The sequence below is a fragment of the Bacillus cereus group sp. BfR-BA-01330 genome (genome assembly GCF_022663885.1).
In the GTDB taxonomy this organism is placed as follows: domain Bacteria; phylum Bacillota; class Bacilli; order Bacillales; family Bacillaceae_G; genus Bacillus_A; species Bacillus_A cereus.
The window spans coordinates 244,585-268,994 of the sequence record NZ_JAKUGK010000004.1 but is presented as its reverse complement, the minus strand read 5'-3'; the positions used below and the strand labels follow the sequence as shown (position 1 = coordinate 268,994).

Below are 24,410 nucleotides of genomic sequence, written 5' to 3'. Positions count from 1 at the left end.
TTTCATCATATTTAATAGTTGATACAATGTCTTCAACCAGTTATTTATCGGAAAAACCAACCACTTTGAATCTTTTAAATAAACGAAGGAGTTTTTTATATGACGACCGATAAAAAAGTGCCCAAATATCAGCAGATAATAGACTATATGAAAGAAAAAATTGAAAACGGAGAATGGCCAATTGGAAGTAAAATCCCTAGTCAGCGGCAGTTAGCAAAATTATTTCATGTAAATCGAAGTACTGTAATTACTGCGCTAGATGAACTTATAGCAGATGGTTTAATTCAAGGACAAATCGGAGCAGGAACAATTGTAATGAATAATACATGGTCATTATTAGCAACTAATCCTCCGCCCGATTGGAGTGAATATGTAAAAGCCGGTATTCATAAACCAAGTAAGTTAATGGTGCGAGAAATAAATGAAGCAGAAGCAAATAAAACGCTTATCCATCTTAGTAAAGGTGAACTTGCACCTCATCTTTTCCCGCTCGAAACTATGCAATCTATAATAAAAAACGTCAGTGAGGAATTAGATTATTTCGGATACGAAGAACAAAAAGGTATTTATCCGTTACGTGAAGCAATAAGCAAATATGTAAGATCATTTGGAATACATGCATCACCGGATTCTATATTAATAGTCTCTGGTGCACTCCAAGCATTACAATTAATATCGATTGGTCTTTTACATAGAAAATCAACTGTTTTACTTGAGCAACCTTCTTACTTATATTCACTTCATGTTTTTCAATCAGCAAATATAAATTTATCAGGTATATCAATGGATCATCACGGTATTTTACCTAACGACTTATTAAAACGAATTAAATATAGTCAAAAGAATAATATTTTATATTCAATCCCTTGTTTTCAAAATCCAACGGGGATATTGATGTCCAAAGAGCGAAGAAAAGAAATATTAAAAATATGTGAAAAAGAGCAATTGCCTATCATCGAGGATGATATTTACCGAGAGTTATGGCTTGATGAATCACCTCCAGCTCCTTTAAAGTCGATGGATAAACATGGACATGTATTATATATTGGTAGTCTCTCTAAAACACTTAGCCCAGGACTTAGAATTGGATGGATAATCGGACCAGAACCTGTTATTGATAGATTGTCAGATATAAAAATGCAAACAGACTATGGATCCAGCTCTTTATCTCAAAGAGTAGCTGCTAAATGGATAAATGAAGGTTTTTATGAAGCACATGTAGCAAACGTAAGAATGCACCTGAAAGAACGAAGACAAATAATGATACGAGCTTTAAATAAATATTGTGCAGATATTGCATCATGGGATATTCCTAGTGGTGGATTTTTTATATGGCTAAAGGTTGTACATAACATTCCGATGAAAAAACTATTTTCAGAGGCACTATCAAAAGGAATTCTTTTAAATCCGGGACGTATTTATGAAGAAGAATCAGATCAGTACATTCGTTTATCATATGGATATGCTACTCCAGAACAAATGACTAACGGAATTAAATCGCTCAGTGAATTAATTCGGAAGTTAACAGCATAAAAAAATCCTCTTTTGTTTTTGGAGGATTTTTTTATGTATCTTATTTACCACAATTTCATTTCCTGCCCTAATAAAATAAGTTCTTCATAAGGATCTCCGTCAATATTTAATACTTGAGCAAAAGCAGGTTCTGTTTTTAAACCTTGTTCCTTTAAGTGAATAACTTCTTCCCTTATATGGGGGTGCTGCATTAATAACATGTGCTCCACTATCATATGTCTATATGCATTTTGATTACGCACTGGCTTAGGTTGAGCAAATAATTCAAATTCAAAACCTTCGAATTCAAAATTCACCTTTATCGATTCAGTACCTTTAATTTTTTTCTTTTTTATGTTGAACCCTCCATAAGAACCATATAAAGATCTCATTTCCTGCTCAAAAACATCAAAATTATATACTTCCATTACAATATCTAAGTCAGATTGAGGAGTATCAATTCTTATAGGGATTGTCCCGCAAAGAACGGGATTATATAAAGCTAAATCCTCCATTATGTTTAGGCTATTCAAAACATCATATATTTTTTGTTGTTTCTCATTGCCAGATTGTAAATATGTAATAGATGTAAACATAGAAGTCTCTCCTTCATTTAACATAATAATCATCTCACTAAATATTTAAATCATTGGGTTTTGTTCTAGGAGTACCTTTATTTCAATATATTAAGCCGAACTAACTATATTTTTCAACTTTTCTCCTATACTGCAATACTATAAAAATAAAAAAGGAGGAATTATTATGAGCATTTTTAACATTCTTTTAACCATACACATCCTATTTGGAACAATATGCTTAATCACTGGTATTGTAGCGATGGTTGCCCAAAAGAAGAAAGGAAAACATACCGAATGGGGCGAAATATATCATGCATCCTATGTTGTCATTACCCTTACGGCAATAATATTATCCATTATCAACTGGGATAAAATCGCATATTTATTTTATGTAGCAATCTTCTCTTATTCATTTGCGATTTATGGATACCTTGCACGAAAAAAACGTTGGAAAAATTGGCTCCATCACCACATTAGAGGCATGTTAGGTTCTTATATTGGTGCAGTCACCGCGCTTTTAGTAAATGTCGGCATCCATATTCCCATTATAAATTTACTTCCGCCAATATGGTTTTGGTTTTTACCGACCTTAATTGGTATCCCCCTCGTAGCCAGTGTATCAAAAAAATATAAAAAGCGTAGTTGAAATTAATTACATTTTGATTACTTTCTGATTATTAGAATGAAAAATTATACTCTATGTATCACGAATGATATTATAAGTGTTCGCCCTATGAATATTTAAAATAAAGTGCCGCCCAACTGGACGGCTCTTATTTTCACTTTACAAACGTAACATATTCACCAGAAACCCATTGATTTCCACCAACATTATACCAACCATCTTTATATCCAAACGATTGATATTTTTCACCTTGGTACACGTTTTTCACAATGCCGTAATTTGTTCCTGGGCCGGTACGAACACGCAATACATCAGCGATTATAGTAACTACACCTACACCATCGTTTGATGATTGTGAAGTTGCTGGTACATTTCCTCCCGTATAACGAATGTATGATGGATCGTTATAAACCCACTGATCGCCACCTAGATTTAACCAGCCATTTGATTGTCCAAATACTTTGTAGGACTCTTCTTTCCCTAATTGACGAATAACGCCATATCCAGTACCAGGTCCTTTTCGTAAATTTACATTACTACCGTTAATATAAGCAACCCCTACATTATCATTCGACGTGGGAGGAGTCACTACGTTTTGAGCACCTTTTCCAAAAGTATCCGTTCCATACCCTTTGTAGTTATATTGCAAATGCGGGCTATCCACAAATCCTTTCCAGTCACCGCCCCATTCGAAACCAATTTGTTTAGCATAACGAATTGCTGAAGCCCACGGTTCTTTATTATAGCCATTCCAATCTTCTGTACCATTCGACTGAATTGGAACAAAATCTAATGCCTGTCCTACTAAGTGATATGAGCGCATCGTTTGTGATGCTCCTTTACGAACATATTCACGTTGTTGCTCGACTGTACGGATTGTTTCATAAATTAATACTTCAATTCCATTGTCGATACAGTACTGATACCACTTAAAAGCTGCAGCTTTCGTATTATCCGCTAATTTATTCAGATTACTTACATTTCTATTGTGGTATTTCAATATGCAACATCTCCTTTTCTATTATCCTATGCAAAACTCGTCTCACGGGTTGTACATATACCTAGAACGATACGAAGTACAAATACATAGGAAGCCAATTCAGCTAAAAAGGTTTTCACTTCTAGCTTCAAACTTTGTAAGTTGAAATCGAAGCAATAAAAAAACCACAACCTAAGTCTTCAAGTTGCGGTTTTTGGTATTTTCTTTTTATATGCTACATGCCTTCTTGCATTGATAATCCTAATATGCAGGTTTTGTAAATTTTTCCTTTATGAATAACACTTCTTATTCATGACTTTTCAAATCCAATAATATTGAATGTAAACGATCCGGATAATTAGTAAACATCCCATCGACTCCCCATGAAAGTAACTTTTTCATATCTTTTTCATTATCTACTGTAAATGGATGAACTTCTAATCCGCTTTTCTTTATTTTCTTTACGTAATCTGAATCAATATATTTGTAATTCATACCAAGACCTATGCAGTACGTTTTATACTTTTCTATCTCTAATTCTGTTAATTGAACTGCTTTTTTATAAGGTAATAATTGTACTAAGGATATATTACTATTTAAGCCATGAATCTTTTGTAGACTTTCTTCACTAAACGATTGAATAATAACTTTATCCTGTATTTCATAATGATTAATAATTTCTAATAATTTTTCTTCCATTCCTGGATATTCATTAGGTGATTTTGTTTCGATATAATAGTTCGCATTATGCCCAAACGTTTTAATAATTTCTGTTAATGTTGGGACTTTAACATTTTCAAATTCTTTCTTTGCTAAGTTCGGATATTTTTCATTAAAAAAAGAACCTGCATTTAGTTGCTTTACTTCTTCTAATGTATGCTCTTTCACTAGCCCTGTACCATTTGTTGTACGGTTTAAGGTTTCGTCATGCATAGCCACTAAATGTCCATCTTTTGTCATTTGGAGATCAATTTCTATATAATCTCCATTCATTTGTTGGCCTAATCGATATGCTGCTATTGTATGTTCAGGCGCGAACGCAGAAGCACCTCTATGTGCGATATTTTTTATATGATTTGATTGATTCATAGCTTTAGTATACTTATGTTCATTAATTTTCTGAAAAACAAAGATACTTATTATTATAAAGGCACAAATTATTGTAACGAGATATATCTTTTTCATAACGATTTATAAGCTCCTATATAAAGACAATTTAACTTGAATGATTTACTCAATTAAATGTCGATTTTCCAATACAGTCATTTTGCCGATAGCTTGAAATCCCGATTTTTTATAAATATTGATTCCATCGGTTGAAGCTTGTAATACACAATACGTATTTTTAAATTTATGTGCTTCTTGCAGCAGGAAATTGAACATAGCAGATCCGAACCCTCGTCCTCTCATTCCTTCTTTCGTTGCTATGTCATAAATACCAATACTATCTTTTGAACATATCAATGAACCAACAGTTACGACTTCACCTTCATATAACCCTAAAAATAATTTCAGATTCTCACTGTTACATATATCAAGATTAGAAATTTGATTATAGAATGCTTGTACATGTATACCTTCTTCTGATGTACCGAATAGATCAGCTAACGTTTCTCCAAATTTATTTATTTGTCCAGGTGAAGATGCTTGTTGAATAGTAAAACTTACTGGCATGTTTATTGTTGGGGAAATTGTTTTTAAGTCTGCTACCATCGCAATATTCTGTTCCACTTCTTTTAAACCGATTTTAATTAACTTACTTTTTATATCCCGCTCTTGCTCCTCATCCCATAACCAAACACTCATTGGAAAATTTCTTTGATAATAGTATTCTACCTCTTTATATAATTTCTCGATCCCTTCCGTTAAATTATTGTTTAGTAGAGTGATGATATTAAATGTATCGGCAGGTAATCCACAATCAACAGCAATATAATCTTTCGTTTTTTTTATACTCATTCCGGGCACAAATTGTGCAACATATGAAGTTTTAAATGCAAAGTTTTCTAGTAGTAGTTGTTTATAATTCATCAATAGTTCTCCTTTTCATAAAAAGTAACACTCGAATCCCTCTATATTAAATATAACATATTAGAAATTTACCTTTTTTTATAAAAAGTACCTCTTTAAATTGTGCTCTATAGTTTAAAATAATTAAAAATGATATAACGTTGTCGGAATGAAAAAAGTGGTATATAATAAATATTAACATTACTAGTAATTATTTTAGGTATTCCTAGAATAAAGGAGCGATACATATGAAAATTACTATTTATTTCGGAAGTCATGAAGATCAAGATGTTCGTACTATGGACTGTCATTTAGATGTAGAAGATACAGAAGAGATTGTTTCTGTATCATAATATAAATAGTTAGGATAAACCCTATTCCCTACAGCGTTTAAGGCACCTTTTATAAGGTGTCTTTTTTGTTATATTTTCATCAAAAACCCTTTACTTTATAGCGTTTTAATAGTAAAATATAAATATACGAACAAATGTTCTTTTTTATTTTAAACGTACATGAAGGGATGATTTTAACAATGGCTCCATTAAAGCGCAGAGGAAGAAAAAAGCAAGCACCTATTATTTCAAATACAGGCTTTATCGGCTCTGTCTTTATTGATACATTGGAGTTACAAAAGAAATCCTATTATTTCGCTCGTAAAAAACTTCAAATTGTTCATCACGTATTAGATGGTCTCTCTGGAGCAACAAGCGCTTTGTTTAAAGAACATAACATTTCAGCATACATGTCATGTGTGTATTTACATAAACAAAAGAAAATTGGTTTTGTTCTTTCAACGAAACCATTTGAACAAAGTGATGGCGTTGCTTATTTTGTAAATTATTTAATCGAAAAGAATTTTTATGGCGGCCATGATGAAGATGTAGAATATCAAGAAGTATTTAATACAGGTTTTATCGGTGTAGTATTCGCTGATTTATCTAGTATAGATCGCTTTAATTTCGAGTTTGAAATGGGTATGCTAACGAAATTAATGAAAGATATGATTATTCCAGTTAAAGAACTCTTTTTACGCCATAATGTACCGGCTTACATCTCCACTTCTCACTTAGAAGAACAAAACAAATTAGGTTTCGTTCTCTCTGTAAAGCCATATGACGAACGCGCTGAAGCAGATTTATATTTTGAAGCATATTTAAAAGAACGCGGATTATTTATTGGTGATGAAGAAGATGATATTGATAAGATTGTCATTAGAAAAACCGCTGAATTACGATAGAAAAGCGCAGGATGCTGATCCTGCGCTTTTTCGATATTATTTAATTACGTTCAACACGTAGGATTACTGTAGAAGGTTACATAGGGGGAGCGTCAGGAAAATGCCGATTTACAATGATAAGGGTATTCCAAATTAAAAAGCGCAATTTCTCTGCAAATCAAAACAGAGAAATTGCGCTTTTTAATTATTTCATTTTTTTATTGAATTCATTAACTGGAAGAAGTATTCAGGTTTATGAGTCTTATTTAGATTATACCATGAATGTAATGCATCTGGTGTAAATACATCTATTTTTTTCAGTACCTCCCTTGCAAATTCCAGAGGAGCTATTCCTGATGCAGTAACTAAATTCGCATCAGATACCGCAGATCCCAACTCATAAAACTTTTCTCCTTTATAGTTAGGACATACCATTTTAGTATATTCTAAGTTATTACTTGTATGCTTTCTAGTATCCAAGTATCCCATATTCGCTAGGGCATCAGTTGCACCACAAATTGCAGCAACAATAGTGCCAATCTTTAGAGCTTGGCCAATTCTTTCCAAGATAGGTTGATGAATTTCTTCGCTCCAAGTAGTCCCTCCTGGTAAAATTAAAAGATCTTTACTCTCAAGAGTACATTCATCAAGGGAAATATCTGGTTTTATGCTCAGTCCTCCCATAGTAGTAATCATTTCTTTATTAGCTCCTACTGTAATTACTTTTAAAGGTGCTAAATCTTTTTTGAAATATCTTCCTGAGTTTAGTTCAGCAATTAAATATCCATATTCCCAGTCCGACATTGTATTAAATACATATAGAAAAACTTTTTTTGTTTGCATCCAATAACACTCCAATCACAATTTATACAGCTATTATAATATAACTTCCCTGACAGTTAACGTCAGGGAAGTTATCATACTTGATGAAATTTTATTAATTCCGACAGAACTTCAATAAGTCTTTTCTTAAGACTTATTGGCTCAATAACTTTAATAGATTTATTGTACGATAAAAGTAAATAAGGTACATATGTATGTATCATATCTTTTTCAAGAAGAAAAACAGCTTGATTTGAAGTCCGTTCTTGTAAATAATGTCCTAAAAACCAATGTTGGCAAATATCAGCTAATACATTTTTATCCCCATTAATAACCAAAGAAATAATATCTTTCTTATCTTCTATAGTTGGAAGAAGACTTTTTATAAAAAAGTCCCGTGCTGAAAAATTTTCTGGCCGGTTAAACTTATTTTCCGTTAACATTAAACTTTCAATTCGATCTACTCTAAAACTACGGATATCATTCCTAAGATGACAAAATCCAATCACATACCATTTATTATTCCAATAGATAATTCTGTATGGATCGACCAATCTATAATTTAATTTCTTTTCACCATTTTTATGGTAAAGAATTTTTACTGAGTACCCGTCAGCTACGGCCTGCTCCAACTCCTTCAAAAAAGTTTCTATAGAGAGCGGACTTAATCGACTTATTACTTCAAGACTAGTTAAATGTTGATTTATCTTTGTTTCCTGCTCTTGATTTGAGTATTTACTTAGTTTTGAAATGGCCCTATTTAACGCTTCACCTCCATAATACCCGGCTTCTTCTGCAAAAACAGCAGCATGAAATAGTGAAGTTTGCTCCTCAAAATCAAAAAAAAGAGGGGCTTCAATAAAATTGTTCAATAAAGTGTATCCGCCGTTATGTCCTGATTCTGAAATTATAGGTACTCCACTAGTTGAAATTGTATCAATATAACGATACACAGTCCTTATATTCATCTCTAATTTTTCTGAAATTTGTTTTGCAGTAATTTTTTCACCTGAACGAAGCATCCAAAGAATTGCTAACATATTGTCAATTTTAGGCATATAATTTCACCTCTATATGAAACTTATTTTCTATTATAAATTTCCGATTTTCGGTATAACTCATCAATTGTTCCTTAAACTTTTTCTTCAAAAATAATATCCATTCTGATTTCGTTCAGTTGCTGAAATTGCCTTGAAGAATTCTGGTTAATTGAACTGACACGTATAATAGCATAAATGGTACTGCAAGCGTAACTAGTTTCCTTACTTTTATATTAACCTTTCCCCTTGAAACTAAAGATATATCTTTTATATACTATTGGTTAAATTTGGATGGATGAATATTATTTTATATTGAAAAAATAAATACGTCAAAATTATTTTACGGAAATTATAAAAATCATATTATATATAGATTAGTAAACTACTGAAATAATGCCCCCTAAAAGCGAAAAACGTGTTTCTATCTGTGAATTTATAAGAAAGGATGACGTTTTTATTTCTATTTGTATGTGTGATAAATTACACCTATTTCCCTGAGAATTTTAAAAATCCTCATACCCAATACCATACGAGTTGTTGCTACGGGTCTTGGTTTTGTACAAAAAATCGATAGAAACCAAGAAAATGATTTTATATCTTTTTATGTTTAGAGGAATTAAAAAATCACTACACCTCCTTCATATACGTGTAATATACAGGGGTTTATAACTTGATATAGAACATAAAAAGGAGATGTTTATATTATAAATAAAATGATATATATAAGTGGAGGGTTAGAAAATGAAAATTGCAATAGTCTGCTTCGATAACTTTACTGATATAGATGTTTTTCTACCATGGGATTTATTAAATCGTGTACGTTTAGTCGGTGGTCTTTCTGATTGGGATGTACAGCTTTTAGGAACGGAAGAAACTCATATATCTATGTCTGGCTTGCGTATTCCCATGACAGGAAGCATATCTGATATCCCTTTTGCCGACGCTGTAATATTTGCAAGTGGTAAAGGTGTAAAGGATTTATATAAAAATCAACAATATATTAATAGCATTCATGTAGATCCTCAAAGACAATTAATAGGATCTATGTGCTCTGGTTCACTACTATTAGGAGCTAAAAAATTACTAACTGGTAAAAAAGCTACAACATATCCATCCGCAGTAGAACAGCTAAAACAATTTGATGTAGACGTTATTGAGCAAAGTTTCGTAAACGAAGGAAATATCTCGACTGCTGCGGGTTGTTTTGCTGCTCAAGAACTCTCAGCCTGGATTATAAGGACCCTACTTAATGAAGAGATGGTTGATATTGTACTAGAAACTGTTCAGCCAGTAGGAAAAGGTTTATATTTTTAATCTCAAATCAAGTCAAGGAATTGTGGTTGCTCCCCAAAACGATAAAATAAGATTTTTGTTTCAAGTTAACACAAATTTCGTTCTAGAGTGCTATAAAAATTCAACTTGATGATGGCGTGCACCATTTATAAATAAAAAACCCGTGAACTATTCACGGGTTTTACTTTAATAACTAATTGCAATTGTACCTTCACCTGCATGAACCGCAAATGAAATTGGTAATGGATATAATTTGAAATCCATTTCAGGGAATGCTTGTCTAATATCTGCAATCCATTCTTCAGCTCCAGCTTTATCGTTAGCATGGAACATGTGAAGTACTTTTGGTAATTCTTTTTCAAGTTCATTTTTAATATATTCTCGACATTTTTGGATTTTACGAACTTTCTTTTCAAGTAAAAGCTCTCCACCTTTTACTTCTAATATTAAGTTGACACTTAATAAACTTCCAAGTAAAAATTGAACTCCCTTTACACGCCCACTTGCATAAAGGCCTTTTAAACTTTTTGGGAATACGTGAAAAGGTCTTCTTTTTTCCTCTACTAATGTTTTGTGTATATCTTGTAAAGTCATACCATCATTGTATAACGATTTCGCTTTTCTAATTAGTTCATCCATTGGATAACTTGTTGTTTCACTGTCTAATACCGTTAATGGAAAACCTGCCATTTCTGCAGCTAACTTCATATTTTGATAGGTTCCACTTACTTTTCCGCTAATAGCAACTGCAAATCCTTCTTCATATTCTTCTTTGCATTTCGAAAATAACTCTACCATTTCCCCTATGTTAGGCTGTGATGTAGTGACAGTTTTACCTTCGTTCAAAGCATTATAAACGCGCTCACGCACACCTTCTTCACAATCTTTGTACGACACACCATCAATAATAACTTCAATTGGGATAACAAAGTTATCTCCTTCTGTTTTAAAACTCGCAGTTGTACTATCAGTAATCCAAGCAACACGATTCATGTTGTTCCTCCCTTAATTCAATTCCTCTTTTCTAATTTTTCTATATATTTATGTTATGAAAAGAGAATATCCCTGTAATAGTAACAGGACTTTATTGTTTTGGCTATAGTAGATGCATATTAAATGTGACTATTTCTTGTCTATTTCACAAATAAAAAAGAAAATCAAGGAATTTGCTCGATTTTCTTCTTATCATATACTATTTAAAAGTTTCATTATCTAAAATTACTACATAATCATTCGTTAATCGTCCAGCTTCTTTTGTATAACTAACAAGCCTTTGTATATTATCACAGCAAATTTTTGCTCCCCATACGAGTAACGGTACGCCAATAAAATCAATATGGAACCTTCTAGAAAACAGCCCACCGAAAGTCATCGGTAAAGGCACTGTTGGTGATGTATTAGAAAATATAATCTTTTCATGGCTTTGATAATGTTTTTGCAAGATTTCTCCTAAATGCTTCATCGCAGGTACAACAACTTTTGATGCGCCGCATCCAATCGTATATACAGGATGACCATGTTCATCGATTCCATGAAAAATAATTTTTCCCATATCTTCTGTTTTCAATTTATTAAAGTAATCTACATTCAAAATTTCTTCTTTCGTTAACTTACGATCCGTTGGTAGTTTATTTAAATGATACGCTGCAGCTAGTGAGGTAGTATGTGTTCCACCAAAATCTGTGTAAATGTATATCATATTATCATCCCTTGTTGTAAAAGTTCAATGTTAATTAGTATTACCGTTCTTAGCAATGTTAAACAAGGGATGAATGTATTTACGCTTTTTGTGTTAATTCATTATATTTTTTCCAAATATAATAACGTCTACTAATCACGGTGCCTAATGTAATACATAAAAAGGCGTTTGTTACAACCATTAATGTCTGGTGTGTACTACCAGAAAACATACTTTGTTTAATTATAATTTTTGCTCCTAAAATAATAAGAAGGATTATTGTACTTACCCAATTTCCTTTTCGTAGTACATGACCTGTTTCACTATCTACTCGAAATGTTAAAGCTCTTCCTCGTATAATTCCAAGACCTAAGCCGATTCCAAGCATTACAACAAACAGTAGTCCTTGCAGCAAAGTTATTTGTCCCATATGAATAATGGACTGGATTGTTACAAAGCACAACAAAGCCGAAATGAGCCAAATACGGTTTATTTTCACTTTTCGTTCTTTATTTTGCATCAAAACAATAATAAGAACAACAAGTAAAATATCCATTTAGAATCCTCCTATAAACTTGTTTATCTTTAAAAATTATATTCTCCTCTTTTCATTCCATACTTGAAATACGATAGCTACTTTCAAGTGTAAGATGGAAAATGTGATTTCTCATCAGCCTTAAGCATTATTTATAAAATAAAAAGACGTACTTTTTACTCGTACGCCTTTAATAACTCGTTTAAACTCCTATTTATCAACTAATTCCACACCTTTAGAATTAGTTTTACCCAACACTCGAATGTTAAATTTATTAATGGCTTTTAAAAAGCTATTATAAATACAATATCCAAAAATAGAACCTAGAACATTACAAATCACATCATCAATATCAGTAATACGTCCCACTCCACTAAATAAAGACTGAATTAATTGTAGCAATTCAATACTAACTGATATAGTAAATCCTAATAAAATAGTATTTTTGAACTTTTTATATTTATCCCATAAAATTGGTGCTAAAAATCCTAAAGGCATTAATAATAAAATATTCCCGCCTACATTTCTTACAATTAGACCAATCATAAATAGGGCATCCCCATCATAAGCACTACCAATTTGATTGATGTCTTTAATAATTGATGCAAATGGTATTATATTGACCGAGCGATTCAGATTTTCAATATTAGAAGGAAAACCGATTGGTAAAGGGAATAAAGTTACTGCAACAACCATACAAATGTAAACCACGAATAAAAAACTTACTATTTCTTTCCACCAAATCACATGTTTTTTATTTTTGGTACCAATTAATATTCCACGTACAATTAAATAACAAATAACCCCTAAAATAATAAACAAACTACCGTTGATCATATACAAATTGTTAACACATCCTTTCATATGAATTAATAATTTAAATTTACAATTATATAGTAATATTTTTTAATTTAAAAATCCGTATAAATATATGTAATTGTGCAGAATTACAAAAACCCCTTATTTAATAAATAAAGGGTTCCTCGTTAACTAAAATATTTTTCAGAACAGAAACAATCATAAACCCGTTTAAATTATTTTCGTATCTCTTCTTTTATATCCATATAATTAAAAAGCTCTTTCTATTTCTGTCATTAATTTTTCAGGTCCTGCCTCTTTATTCGATGGAATAACTAAAGTGATTCCTAATTCTGGATATATGGCCGAGCGAAAACTGACGCCTGGATCATATCCCATTACATGATATTTGAATACCTTATTTTCTCGTGTTTCAATCCATATTCCATATCCGTAAGACTGTTTATCATTTACATGAATGTGGGGAGTTAAAAGTAACTTTGTATATTCCTTTCCTAAAATTTCATTATTAAATAGTGCCGCCCAAAATTTCAACATGTCTGGTGCAGTAACATATGCACCTCCATCAGCCCCTCCTTTTATTGGTATAGAGTAAGCGTTTGTTCTCCAATTTTGGTTGGTTTCGTCCTTTATATATCCTAGAGCTGTACGTCTTGGTAATTTATCTAACGAAAAATAGCCAGAATCATTCATGCTAATCGAATTAAAAATGTTCTTTTCTATATACTCCGTAAATTTAAGTCCCGTCTGTTCTTCTATTATTAATCCAAGTATGATAAAACCTGCGTTGTTGTAGTGAAACTTACTCCCAGGTGCAAACATCATATTACTGTTTTGGAATAATGGTAAAAAGTCTTTTAAGCTCTTTAATAGATACATAGGTGTTTGTTTCCAAAGATCCTCGAAGTTATCTATAATACTTTCATCAAAATAATCTGGTATACCAGAGCTATGCGTTAGTAGTTGATGTATTGTAATATCTTCATCGAAGTTTGGAAGTTTTATCTCTAGACAATCCTTTAATTTTGTATGAAAAGAAATAACACCTTTTTCAACAAATTGACAGATTCCAATTGCAGTGAAAATTTTACATCCTGAGGCAATGCCGAATCTTGTTTGTATCGTATTGTTTATACATTCACTTTTGTTTGCGTAACCCATTGCTTTTTCATAGATTAAGTCTTTTTCTTTTTTTACTAAAACTACTCCAGAGAAATCTATTTTCTTTTGTATTTCTTTTACAATTCTATTAATTTCATCTTTTGTTTTTATCACGACAACCACCCTTGTCTTTCGGTATTGTTCTTTACCCTTATTAATTTTTCCATATAAAAGAGAAAGAACCCTTTTATTAAATACGATAAATTGTTAATGAGAACACAAAGTTCATTTCGAATGTATTCCGCTATTTGTGGGCAGTAGGACCCCCATCTCAAAATTCAGCGAAAGCAAAGAAGTTAAGTGGGGACCCTGCTGCCCGTAAAAGCCCGATTGGTGAGGGCTGATAATCAGTGGGGGATGCTCCCCTGATTAAAATTTCACTTTATTGACTCAGTAGAATACAACTTAGATTGTGATGGGAATAAAGTAAACACACACAAGACGATAGTAATAAATAACATTATTACTGACCCTACAATAACTACAAGTTGTATAGAAATGAACTGAGTCGCAACACCAGATAGTATTGTAATAAAGATTGTTACTAACGCAATAACAAGTCCATATATGCTCCCGATCCGTCCCATTATATGAACGGGAACATTATTTTGGTAAAATGTATAAAATCCTGTATTTGCATATGCCATAGAGAAAGATAAAATAAAGAATCCAATAGCAGCTATTAAAAATACATTTGAAAAAGCATAAATTAAATAACCAATTGCGATGAATAATGATCCTATTCCAATTAGAAATGAAGGTGCTAATTTTTTTGACAAAATTGTATTTGTTACGGCACCTAAAATAAATCCTGCACCAGCTATACTAACTAGAAAACCGTATTCACTATCTGTTAGTAGTAATACCTCTTTCGCAAACGATAGTTCAAGTGAATCAGTAGCAGTTGCTAATACGAACATACTTTGAAATAAGAAATACACACATACGACATACACATGTTTTCTACTAAAATTTATAACAGTGTTCCAATCTTTTTTTAATACTGTAAGTGATAATGTATTACTAGTTGTATCCGAATCTTCTTTCTTATCAAGATTCGGTAAAAGTAATGTAATGAATCCTGATAAGAAAAATGCTATAGCATTCATATATATAGCAAACTCTGGTGTACTCGCAATTAATAAAACCCCCGCTATCGCTGGACCAATTAAAAATGCACCAGATCCTATTAAACTGCGTAATGAGTTGAAACGTTGTCTTTGCTCTACTGGAATTAATTTCGTCATATATGTCATAGCAGTTGGCTCATAAATTGCACTGGCCATACTTATAAAGAATACGAATACATAAACAATCCAAAGTGACGGAAGTAAAGGTAAAATAGCGATAAATAACGCACGATATATATCGAGGTGAATCATTAATTTCCGTTTATTTAAACGATCAATCATACTCCCAGACCAAGCGTTTGTAAATAAAGTGGCTAATGGTTTTATTACATATAAAGTAGCAACAGCTAAGGCTGAGCCACCCATATTATAGACAAGTACATTCAGTGCTATTAAGTAAATCCATGCCCCTAAATTCGCAATACCAACTCCGGACAATAGTAATAAAGGATATTTCCAATCTTTAAGTAAATTTTTCATTTTTGGCCCCCGCTTTCAAAATTGTTTTACAACAATAAAAAAATCCCACCCCCAAGACTTTTAATCTTAGGGACGAGATTTATCATCGCGGTGCCACCCTAGTTTGTTAATATGTCACCATACTAACCTTATCAGGTACTGCATTCTAATTCATGCTTATACCATAGCTCTATAACGGGAGCTCCCGTCACACCATCCCCTAATAATAGGTTCCGATGAGCTGCTCAGAGGCTTGGTTCAATAAAGAATTTTTACTCCTTTTCAGCTAAATGGAGCTCTCTGTGAAAAATTCATTTTATTTACTCTTCTCTTCACTGCATTTGATTTTTTCCATATTATCACATATACATTTAACTGTAAATAAAAAATAATCAGATATTTATATTTTCGTCATTTTTGCTTTACGACCAATTTGACATACGAAACGCATTAGCTTTTTATGAAGATAAGGAAATAAAGTGAAGAATACGTCCATCGTTTTTTTTAATGGCATTGGACAAATTACTAATTTATTTTTATGAATAGCTTTCAGTGCAATTTCAGCGAATTTGTCAGCTGAAATTGGCTTATTTGTTTTTAGTTGTTTTATAATTTGATTCTTATTCATATTAATTGCAATTGATTTTTCAAATATGGGTGTATCTACAAAAGTTGGACAAAGCACACTTACATTTACACCGTATTCTTCCGCCTCATAATGTAATGAAGTTGTTAAACCTACGATAGCATGTTTGGTTGTTGCATACGCGGTACAAAGGGGAGCTGGTCCTAAACCAGTTGCAGAAGCAGTATTAATGATATGACCAAATCCTTGTTTTTTCATGAATTGGTAAGCCAATTGTGTTCCGTAAATTACTCCTAATAAATTTATTTCAATAATATGTTTCCAATCATCCAAAGACATATCGAATACTTCTCCATACATAGCAATTCCTGCATTATTAAACATATAATCAATTCTACCAAACTCATTAACTATTTTTATAATAAGTTCTTCTACGGATCCAGCGTTAGTAACATCTAAATATTCGAACCTAGCTAGTTGATTATTATTTTTTATATTATTCACAAGGTCTTGGCCACAAGTTTCATTAATATCAGCGATAATTACAAATATATCTTTATTTGCTAATTGAATGGCTAAAGCTTTACCAATACCAGAAGCGCCGCCAGTTATAATTGCGATTTTTTGCTCATCCATATAAATAACCTCCTGTTGTTTATACATATAATGAAAACGGACGAGTGTAAGGATTTGAACAATCGTTCTAATTCGCGTGTCACGCTACATAAATTTGTTTGAAATAGAGAGTAAAAAAATTTTAATAGCTTCTTCAAATAAAACTTCTAATTTCTCCATTTCAATTGAATGAATGAATTGACATAATCCACCTAGCCATGAACCTAATAAAAGGCATGAACCCTCAACATTTTTCATATAAAACTCACCACTTTTTATACCTTCATCTAAAATTTGTTGATATGCCTTTAAAGGGACAACAGCTAAACCATAAAGTTGTTGAACTGTAGAAGGATTCGTGCTCGGATCAGAGGCAAGTTCTTGCCCCGCTCTTAATAACGGCGTTTTGTAATTATAAAGTACAAATTTAGCCATTCCATATAATTTTTCAGTTGCGTTTGTATACTGTTTTTCTGCTATTTCCCATTTATCATGCCAGTTTTTCATACTGTCTTTAGCTAAATAAACAAATAATTCTTCTTTATTTTTATAATGATAATATATATGTCCTTTACTATAACCAGAGGCTTTAGCAATGTTATCAATGGAGGTTCTTGTATACCCTTTTAAGGAAAATAACTCTATCGCTTTTTCTGCTATTATTTCTTTGGCTAAATCACTATCATATCGTCTTTTATTCAATGTAGACTCCTTCCATCGTTTAATACAAAAATTGAACAATCGTTCTAATTTCAATATATGTAAGTTTTTTTGTTTTAGTAACTGTTAAGTATTTTATTTATTATTTTTTCTGAAAAATACGGTGCGTGAAATTACTCATAAATTTTTAAAAAAGAACCTATTGGATGTAGGTTCTTCAACAAGTTTGAATTAATTCGTATTCGCCTCTGTTAACGGTTGTAACGGCGGTTCTAATTCTAGTTCTAGTATATCTCCTTCTTGTAAATCTTGTCCTTTTTCAATACTTTGACTCGTTACATAACCCGTACCAGAAGTTTTCAAATCTAATTTCAAAAGTTTAGAGAAATACATAACATCACGCATGGACCACCCTTTTACATTTGGCATTTGTGCGTTATTCCCTAATAAAAATATACGATCACCTTCACTCATTACCTCGCCAGACTGTGGATATTGTTTTATTATTTTTCCTTCTCCTAAAATTACCGGCTGTAGCTTCTCTTTTTCTACACTTTTCTCTATTGTATCCATCGATTGATTTACATAATTTTGTACTTTTAATTGAGATTGTTTCGCTGCATCAGCTATTTGTTTTTCTGTATACGGTTTCACCTTTAAATATTCAAGGCTGTTTTTTATAACAGGTTTAAATATTTCAGCAAGAGGCTGAGCTCCATACTCATCTCCTTTTAACTTTGGCTGCTTAATAGCTAAGTATACGATTAACTCCGGATCATCAATTGGAGCCATTCCTAAAAAGGAGAAAATGTAATTCTCTTTCCCTTCCATATATCGGCCGTTTTCAGGATTCGGTATTTGTGCTGTTCCTGTCTTACCTCCAATTGGATAACCATCCACTTTATACATTGTACCAGTTCCTTTTGAAGATGTTATAACACGCTCCATTAAGCTTCTAACTTTGTCCGCTGTTTCTTTTTTTATCGGATTCCCAATTTCTTTCGGTTGATTTTCCATAATAACTTCCTTGTTTGTTGGATTTACAACTTTATCAACGATATATGGTTGCATCATTTTCCCGTCATTTGCTATAGCAGTAGCCGCTTGGATTAATTGAATTGGAGTTACTGTAGAACCTTGACCAAAAGAAGTTGTAACCTGTTGAATTTGTGTATTTAATAATAAAGTATTTTTACTTTCTCCAGGTAAATCTATCCCTGTTTTTTGATTGAATCCAAATTTATTCATATATTGCTTAAATTTATATGGTTTCAGTAACTGATCTTCTAAAATAGAAAAAGCTACGTTTGATGACCTTTCAAAACCTTCATCAAATGTAATTGATCCCCATCCAAATCCACCATTATGGTCTTTTATATCAGAGGAACCAACGGAATATTTTCCAGATTGAAAATATTCTTTTCCGTTATATACACCTTCATTAATGGCAGCTGCTAACGTAAAAACTTTCATTGTTGAACCTGGTTCATATGCATTTGCAATCGGGTCATTTAAAAAGTATTCGATATCACCTACATTAGGATTGTAACTAGGTTTACTAGACATTGCTAAAACCTTTCCTGTTTGTGGATCAGCAATAATGCCAATTAACATAGAAGGATCATAATGTTCTTGCGCTTTGTTCATCGCTTCTTCTAAAAAACTATTAATTTGTTTATCAAGCGTTAAATATACGTTATTCCCATTTTTAGCTGGTTCTACTTTACCTATATCATTTGTAAGCGGAATTCCCCTTCGTGTACCCACATATTCTATATTCCCGTTTGTAGAGCGCAAATATTTATCCAAACTCTTTTCAAGCCCAAACTTCCCTTCCGTATTCCCTTTATCATCTGGTCTAGCAAAACCAAGTATATAGGATGCAAAGTCTTCATTTGGATACACTCTTGCTTTTTCCGACATAAAAGATACACCTGGTATTTTTAAATCATTAATTTTTTCCTTCTTTTCCCTAGATAAGTTCCGACCAATTTTCCCAATTTCAACTTGCGTACGCCCTTCATGAAAGTTTTTTAATACTTCTTCTTTATCAATTTCAAGCACATCGGCTAATTGTTGTGCGGTTTCATCTTTATTTTTCACTTTATCTTTTCCTTTTAAATTCACAACAACTCGATATGTTGTAGAATCTTGTACTAACACCTTTCCCGTTTGGTCATAGATAGTGCCACGATTCGCTTCTAAAACACCTTTTTTATTATGTTGTTCATCCGCGAGGTCCTTTACATTTACATTATGCACGACTCCTACTGCCTGAATATAGACTATACGCAAAATCATAATAAGAAACAAAACAATAAAAGCAATCATCATATATCGAGCGCCTTTATTCGTTTGAAGTTTTTGCATACTTATCTCCTCTCTTTTGGAATGGATTCGTACGAAGATGCGTTTTATAAGTTGTAGTTTTTGTTTACGATACTATATGTTTCGAAGTTTTCTTTTTAATTCCTTTAAAACAATACGAAACTAACTATTGTTATTTTTTGTTTTTGTTTTATTTCATTAAAATACGGTGCGTGAAATTTCCGAATATTAACTTCACCAAAACTTGATTGCATAGCACTCTAAACTCTTTTCTTATTTACTATAAAAAGTTCCCCTCTGGATTTCCAAAGGGGAACTTTTTATAAGAAAATTATGCGATATGGTTATATTTTGCTAAGAAAGGAATTCGTCTCGCTACTAATGCATACATTTTGAATACGAATTTCGCTATTGGTTCAAACATACGTGTACTTTGCATTACTAAACCGCTCGTAACAAGTGTTATGAAAGCTGCACCAAGTATATCTAAAGGATAATGAACACCTACATACATACGTGATATACCGACTAACACTGCCCATAAGAGCGCGATATATTTCAGTTTTTCTCCTCTAAGAATAAATACGAAGGCAATTGAAAATACAAGTACAGAATGATCACTAACGAATGATGAATCTGCTGCATGTGGTACTAATTGGTGTACATCATGTGATACGAACGGACGCGGATGGTAATATACGGCGTGTATAAGAACATTTACTACTAATGCAATAATAACCGAAAGCGTCGTATATAAAACTGTATATTGTTTTCTAATTGCATTCTCTTTCTTTCCATTATTAAACCATAAGATAAGCATAAATAAAATGGCTACGTATGCAGCGCTATTTGTAATTGCAACCATTATTGTATCTAATAGTTTGGATGAATCAGCAAAATTATTAAACCACTGAAATACTGTGTAATTCATAATACTCTCTCCCTACTTACAAGTGTTCTTGATTTACACAGTATACAATACCATTATGAAAATGGGCTTAAACTTTTTTCATCTAATTCTCATTTTACTATTACTCATTTGACAATTATAAAACAAATTTTATACGCTATTTATGTATAAAGCCGGTAAACCTTTATAATAAGGCGGTTCGTATTTTTTTCATGTTTGGAATACATAACATGTTCATTTAAATATACTAATTGCAAAATCATATTTTTTAATTCATTTGAAGTACAATATTTCCGAATTGTTCTCCATGTTCCATACGGCTTAGGGCTCGAATTGCTTCTTCTAACGAGTAAACTTTATCAATAATTGGTTTAATTTGATGTTTTTCTATAAATTTTATCATCTCATTAAATTCCTCACGGCTACCCATGGATGTTCCCATAATATCAATTTGATTGTAAAATAGCGCGCGTAATGGTAATTCAATTTTATCTCCTGAGCTTGCACCAAAATTCACGATTCTTCCGTTTGGTTTTAATACATCAAAATATTTCAAAAAAGTTGCTGGACCTATACTATCTATTATTAAATCTACTTTTTCACCTTGTAAGCTCTCTTCCCAATTTCCGGCACTATGAAAAGAAATATCTGCACCATATTTTACAGCAAGTTCCATTTTATTCTCTACCCTTGAAGTAACACTCACTTTTGCGCCAATTGCTTTCGCGAATAACATGGCAAATGTAGCAACACCACTGCCTATTCCCGGAATTAAAACGTGTTCGCCGCGCTTCAATCTACCTTTAGTAAAAAGCGCTCTATATGCAGTTAATGCGGATAAAGATAAAACACCTGATTCTTCCCAAGTAAGATATGACGGCTTTTCTACAACATTTTCAACTGGTACAATTACATATTCAGCAAACGTTCCATCTTTCGGCCCACCTAGCACTTCCGGTAACTCCGGTACTTCAGTAGCATGTTCCCATCCAATACTAGGATTAATAATAACTTCTGTATGTAATATGTTATCAGAAACACCGTTTCCAATTTCCGTAACAATACCTGCACCATCTGATCCTAAGATTAAAGGTAATTGCATTTCTTTTCTATTATTCATAATAAATAAATCCCGATGATTTAAGCCTGCTGATTTTAATTTCACTTTAACTTCCCCATCATTAAGTGCTCTCTCAGGTGATATTTTATATTCTACACCGTCAAACCCAGTTTTATATTGATGTACGATAGCTTTCATTATTATTCCCCCTTAATAATTTTAATGTACTAGAAATTTCGAAATAAACAAAATGATTTGATCGTAAAAAAAGAAGGAATGCAAAACGCACCCCTTCTTTGAAGGCTTATTTTATTATACATGGTAATGTAATCGTAACGATTGTTTCTTCATTTTCTTTACTCTCTATTTTAATAGCTCCTTTATATTTTTCTACAAGTCGTTTTGCAATAGACAAACCTAGTCCGTTTCCACCTTGTTTTCGACTTCTCGCTTTGTCAACTCGGTAAAACCGATTAAGAACAAATGGTAAATCGGTTTCAGGTATTCCCGTTCCATGATCTATTACACGAATTGTAACTTTCCCTGATTGTAAACTGGATTCTATGCAAATATATTTATTAACCTCTTTTGTATACTTAACTGCATTATCCATTATGATAATAATAATTTGTTCTAAGTAAGATGATGGCATTGAAACATAAGCCTCGTCATCCCCGAATCTCATATCAAATTGAAAATCACTTTGAATTACTATAAAGTTTTGTGTAACATGTTTTAATACGCTATTTACATGGACTGGCTCAGCTGCTATTGGATACATTTGTTCAGATTCAGCTCTTGATAGTTCAAGCAATTCTGAAACTAATTTATTTAAACGATCTACTTCCTTTAAACTAGATTGAAGAGATTTATCTAATACTGCTGGATCATTTTTCCCCCATCGGTTTAACATCGCTAAGTGACCATGAATAATTGTTAACGGTGTTCTTAGTTCATGAGATGCGTCTTCGACAAACTGTTTCTGTTGTGCAAAAGAAGTTTCTACTTCATCCATCATCTCGTTAAAGAGAAATGATAATTTTGCAAGCTCATCATTATTTTCTCGTACTGGAACCCGTTCATTTAGTCCATTCTTTTTAATACGTTTCATCGTATCTGTTATATTTTGAACACTTGATAATAGTTTCTTCGTTATAAGAATCCCACCTAAAAAACTAAATATCAATCCAAATATTCCAGCAATAAGCATTACCACTAAAATAACTTTTAATAAATAATCAAATGTCTCTAGGTTTTTCGTAAGTTCAATAGTGCCAGTAAACTCTTTCGTTTTAATTGGTATGCGCTTAACTAATATTCGATCTTCTAAATGCCTTTTTATAAATGACTCATCTTTTATAACCTGTTTCGGCTTTATCCACGTTTCATTAAAATCTCGTGAAACAGTAATAATCGGCCCCCCATCCATGTCAATAATACGAATCATTTGATGCTTATCAATCATATTGTTTAGAAAATCTTTACTGTTTTCAAATGTTTTACTCGAAAGGGTATCATTTTTATCTTGGAAATATGCCGCTATTTCCGTCACTTGCCTATTTATTTGTTTCTGTTCATAATCTATAGTCCACTTATTGATTACAATAAACTGCAAAGCACTATATAAGATGAACAAAATAAATACTAGTGTAGTGGACCAAAGTGTTAGTTTCCACTTTATAGGTAGATTTCGAATTCGAAACATAATATTTTTTATCATTTCATTATATATCCCGCACCACGGACTGTTTGGATATACTCCTCCTTATCTACACTATGTAACTTGTTTCGCAAATAACGAACATATACATCAACGATATTTGTCTCAACAATTGCATCATATCCCCATACTTGGTCCAGTAAAACATCACGAGTAAGTACGCGATTAATATTTTTCATAAACATAAGCAATAACTCGAATTCTTTATTTGTAAGTTCAATTTCTTCATTTCCTTTAGTTATAGTTCGAGATTCAATCTGAAGCTGCAAATCTTTGAATGTAAGAAATGAAACCTGCTTGTTTTCAATATGTTCTTCTCTTCTAAATATCACTCTCATACGTGCTAACAGTTCTTCAATTGCAAATGGTTTCGGAAGATAATCATCCGCTCCACTATCTAAACCTGTCACACGGTCCATAATACTATCACGAGCAGTCAGCATAATAATAGGTGTATTTTTAGTCGCTCTTAGTCGACGACATACCTCTAGTCCATTTAATCCAGGCAGCATTAAATCAAGCAAAATGAGATCGTAATTCTTTTCAAGTGCTGCGCTTAATCCTTTTCTTCCATCTAGTTGTATATCTACTTTATACCCTTCATATTTTAGTTCTAATTCTAGAAAATCTGCTAAACTTTCCTCATCCTCAATAATTAAAATGTGTTGCAACGG

General features: G+C 32.2%; 23 protein-coding genes and 1 other annotated feature. Of the genes, 4 read left to right on the top strand and 19 right to left on the bottom strand.

The features are described from left to right. Window positions 1-99: 99 nt before the first annotated feature. Window positions 100-1,533 carry an efflux pump transcription regulator NorG gene (gene norG, locus MR112_RS13310; protein ID WP_078187141.1) on the top strand — a complete coding sequence of 478 codons (1,434 nt, stop codon included), beginning with the start codon at window positions 100-102 and terminating at the stop codon, window positions 1,531-1,533. Window positions 1,534-1,577: 44 nt separating this feature from the next. Here norG and MR112_RS13305 read toward each other — a convergent pair whose 3' ends face one another. After that, window positions 1,578-2,108 carry a DUF4269 domain-containing protein gene (locus MR112_RS13305; protein WP_048656837.1) on the bottom strand — a complete coding sequence of 177 codons (531 nt, stop codon included), beginning with the start codon at window positions 2,106-2,108 and terminating at the stop codon, window positions 1,578-1,580. 166 nt (window positions 2,109-2,274) lie between these two features. Between MR112_RS13305 and MR112_RS13300 the strand changes: the two genes are divergently transcribed. Continuing rightward, entirely contained in the window at window positions 2,275-2,736 is a 462-nt protein-coding gene (locus tag MR112_RS13300) for a DUF2306 domain-containing protein (RefSeq protein WP_000021744.1), read from the top strand. A gap of 133 nt (window positions 2,737-2,869) precedes the next feature. Here the strand turns inward: MR112_RS13300 and MR112_RS13295 are convergent, their stop codons facing one another. The 3 genes from MR112_RS13295 to MR112_RS13285 form a co-directional block, all read right to left on the bottom strand. Next, window positions 2,870-3,715 carry a M15 family metallopeptidase gene (locus MR112_RS13295; RefSeq protein ID WP_078187138.1) on the bottom strand — a complete coding sequence of 282 codons (846 nt, stop codon included), beginning with the start codon at window positions 3,713-3,715 and terminating at the stop codon, window positions 2,870-2,872. A 285-nt stretch (window positions 3,716-4,000) separates the two neighbouring features. Further along, window positions 4,001-4,879, bottom strand: coding sequence for a glycerophosphodiester phosphodiesterase (locus MR112_RS13290; RefSeq protein WP_000725649.1), 879 nt, complete (start codon window positions 4,877-4,879; stop codon window positions 4,001-4,003). Window positions 4,880-4,924: 45 nt separating this feature from the next. Beyond that, window positions 4,925-5,725 carry a GNAT family N-acetyltransferase gene (locus MR112_RS13285; protein WP_242245032.1) on the bottom strand — a complete coding sequence of 267 codons (801 nt, stop codon included), beginning with the start codon at window positions 5,723-5,725 and terminating at the stop codon, window positions 4,925-4,927. Between the two features lie 511 nt (window positions 5,726-6,236). On the opposite strand from MR112_RS13285, the gene MR112_RS13280 reads away from it, so the two are divergent. Then, a complete protein-coding gene (locus MR112_RS13280) occupies window positions 6,237-6,941 on the top strand; it encodes a hypothetical protein (protein WP_000035355.1) in 705 nt (234 codons plus the stop codon). Between the two features lie 189 nt (window positions 6,942-7,130). Here MR112_RS13280 and MR112_RS13275 read toward each other — a convergent pair whose 3' ends face one another. After that, on the bottom strand, window positions 7,131-7,763 hold the full coding sequence (locus MR112_RS13275; protein WP_001193598.1) for a type 1 glutamine amidotransferase family protein: 633 nt from the start codon (window positions 7,761-7,763) through the stop codon (window positions 7,131-7,133). A gap of 74 nt (window positions 7,764-7,837) precedes the next feature. Further along, on the bottom strand, window positions 7,838-8,800 hold the full coding sequence (locus tag MR112_RS13270; protein ID WP_242245031.1) for a helix-turn-helix transcriptional regulator: 963 nt from the start codon (window positions 8,798-8,800) through the stop codon (window positions 7,838-7,840). 723 nt (window positions 8,801-9,523) lie between these two features. On the opposite strand from MR112_RS13270, the gene MR112_RS13265 reads away from it, so the two are divergent. Next, window positions 9,524-10,096, top strand: coding sequence for a DJ-1/PfpI family protein (locus MR112_RS13265; protein WP_000684456.1), 573 nt, complete (start codon window positions 9,524-9,526; stop codon window positions 10,094-10,096). 165 nt (window positions 10,097-10,261) lie between these two features. Here the strand turns inward: MR112_RS13265 and MR112_RS13260 are convergent, their stop codons facing one another. The 13 genes from MR112_RS13260 to MR112_RS13200 form a co-directional block, all read right to left on the bottom strand. Next, complete coding sequence (locus MR112_RS13260; protein ID WP_001082413.1) at window positions 10,262-11,068, bottom strand: DegV family protein; 807 nt, start codon at window positions 11,066-11,068, stop codon at window positions 10,262-10,264. Window positions 11,069-11,267: 199 nt separating this feature from the next. Next, window positions 11,268-11,774 carry a DUF3189 family protein gene (locus MR112_RS13255; protein WP_000639421.1) on the bottom strand — a complete coding sequence of 169 codons (507 nt, stop codon included), beginning with the start codon at window positions 11,772-11,774 and terminating at the stop codon, window positions 11,268-11,270. 79 nt (window positions 11,775-11,853) lie between these two features. Further along, window positions 11,854-12,309 (bottom strand): DUF1453 domain-containing protein, encoded by a 456-nt coding sequence (locus tag MR112_RS13250; RefSeq protein WP_242245030.1) that lies wholly within the window; start codon window positions 12,307-12,309, stop codon window positions 11,854-11,856. A gap of 189 nt (window positions 12,310-12,498) precedes the next feature. Next, on the bottom strand, window positions 12,499-13,131 hold the full coding sequence (locus MR112_RS13245; RefSeq protein ID WP_242245029.1) for a VanZ family protein: 633 nt from the start codon (window positions 13,129-13,131) through the stop codon (window positions 12,499-12,501). 225 nt (window positions 13,132-13,356) lie between these two features. Then, window positions 13,357-14,382 carry a serine hydrolase domain-containing protein gene (locus tag MR112_RS13240; protein ID WP_242245028.1) on the bottom strand — a complete coding sequence of 342 codons (1,026 nt, stop codon included), beginning with the start codon at window positions 14,380-14,382 and terminating at the stop codon, window positions 13,357-13,359. A gap of 263 nt (window positions 14,383-14,645) precedes the next feature. Beyond that, a complete protein-coding gene (locus MR112_RS13235) occupies window positions 14,646-15,878 on the bottom strand; it encodes an MFS transporter (protein WP_226368734.1) in 1,233 nt (410 codons plus the stop codon). Between the two features lie 65 nt (window positions 15,879-15,943). Further along, window positions 15,944-16,202, bottom strand: a binding site (T-box leader). A gap of 55 nt (window positions 16,203-16,257) precedes the next feature. Further along, window positions 16,258-17,079, bottom strand: a complete 822-nt coding sequence (locus tag MR112_RS13230) for an SDR family NAD(P)-dependent oxidoreductase (protein ID WP_000344275.1) — start codon at window positions 17,077-17,079, stop codon at window positions 16,258-16,260. Window positions 17,080-17,163: 84 nt separating this feature from the next. Next, complete coding sequence (locus MR112_RS13225) at window positions 17,164-17,760, bottom strand: TetR/AcrR family transcriptional regulator (protein WP_001042674.1); 597 nt, start codon at window positions 17,758-17,760, stop codon at window positions 17,164-17,166. 189 nt (window positions 17,761-17,949) lie between these two features. Continuing rightward, window positions 17,950-20,088: a penicillin-binding protein gene (locus MR112_RS13220; RefSeq protein ID WP_139849376.1), complete on the bottom strand. Its 2,139-nt coding sequence runs from the start codon at window positions 20,086-20,088 to the stop codon at window positions 17,950-17,952. Between the two features lie 289 nt (window positions 20,089-20,377). After that, on the bottom strand, window positions 20,378-20,977 hold the full coding sequence (locus tag MR112_RS13215; RefSeq protein ID WP_001110118.1) for an undecaprenyl-diphosphatase: 600 nt from the start codon (window positions 20,975-20,977) through the stop codon (window positions 20,378-20,380). A gap of 247 nt (window positions 20,978-21,224) precedes the next feature. Further along, on the bottom strand, window positions 21,225-22,214 hold the full coding sequence (locus MR112_RS13210) for a zinc-binding dehydrogenase (RefSeq protein WP_088363817.1): 990 nt from the start codon (window positions 22,212-22,214) through the stop codon (window positions 21,225-21,227). 106 nt (window positions 22,215-22,320) lie between these two features. After that, window positions 22,321-23,736 carry a HAMP domain-containing sensor histidine kinase gene (locus MR112_RS13205; RefSeq protein ID WP_088363816.1) on the bottom strand — a complete coding sequence of 472 codons (1,416 nt, stop codon included), beginning with the start codon at window positions 23,734-23,736 and terminating at the stop codon, window positions 22,321-22,323. Continuing rightward, on the bottom strand, window positions 23,733-24,407 hold the full coding sequence (locus MR112_RS13200; RefSeq protein ID WP_001163828.1) for a response regulator transcription factor: 675 nt from the start codon (window positions 24,405-24,407) through the stop codon (window positions 23,733-23,735). Before MR112_RS13200 ends, MR112_RS13205 begins: the two co-directional genes overlap by 4 nt. Window positions 24,408-24,410: the final 3 nt, after the last annotated feature.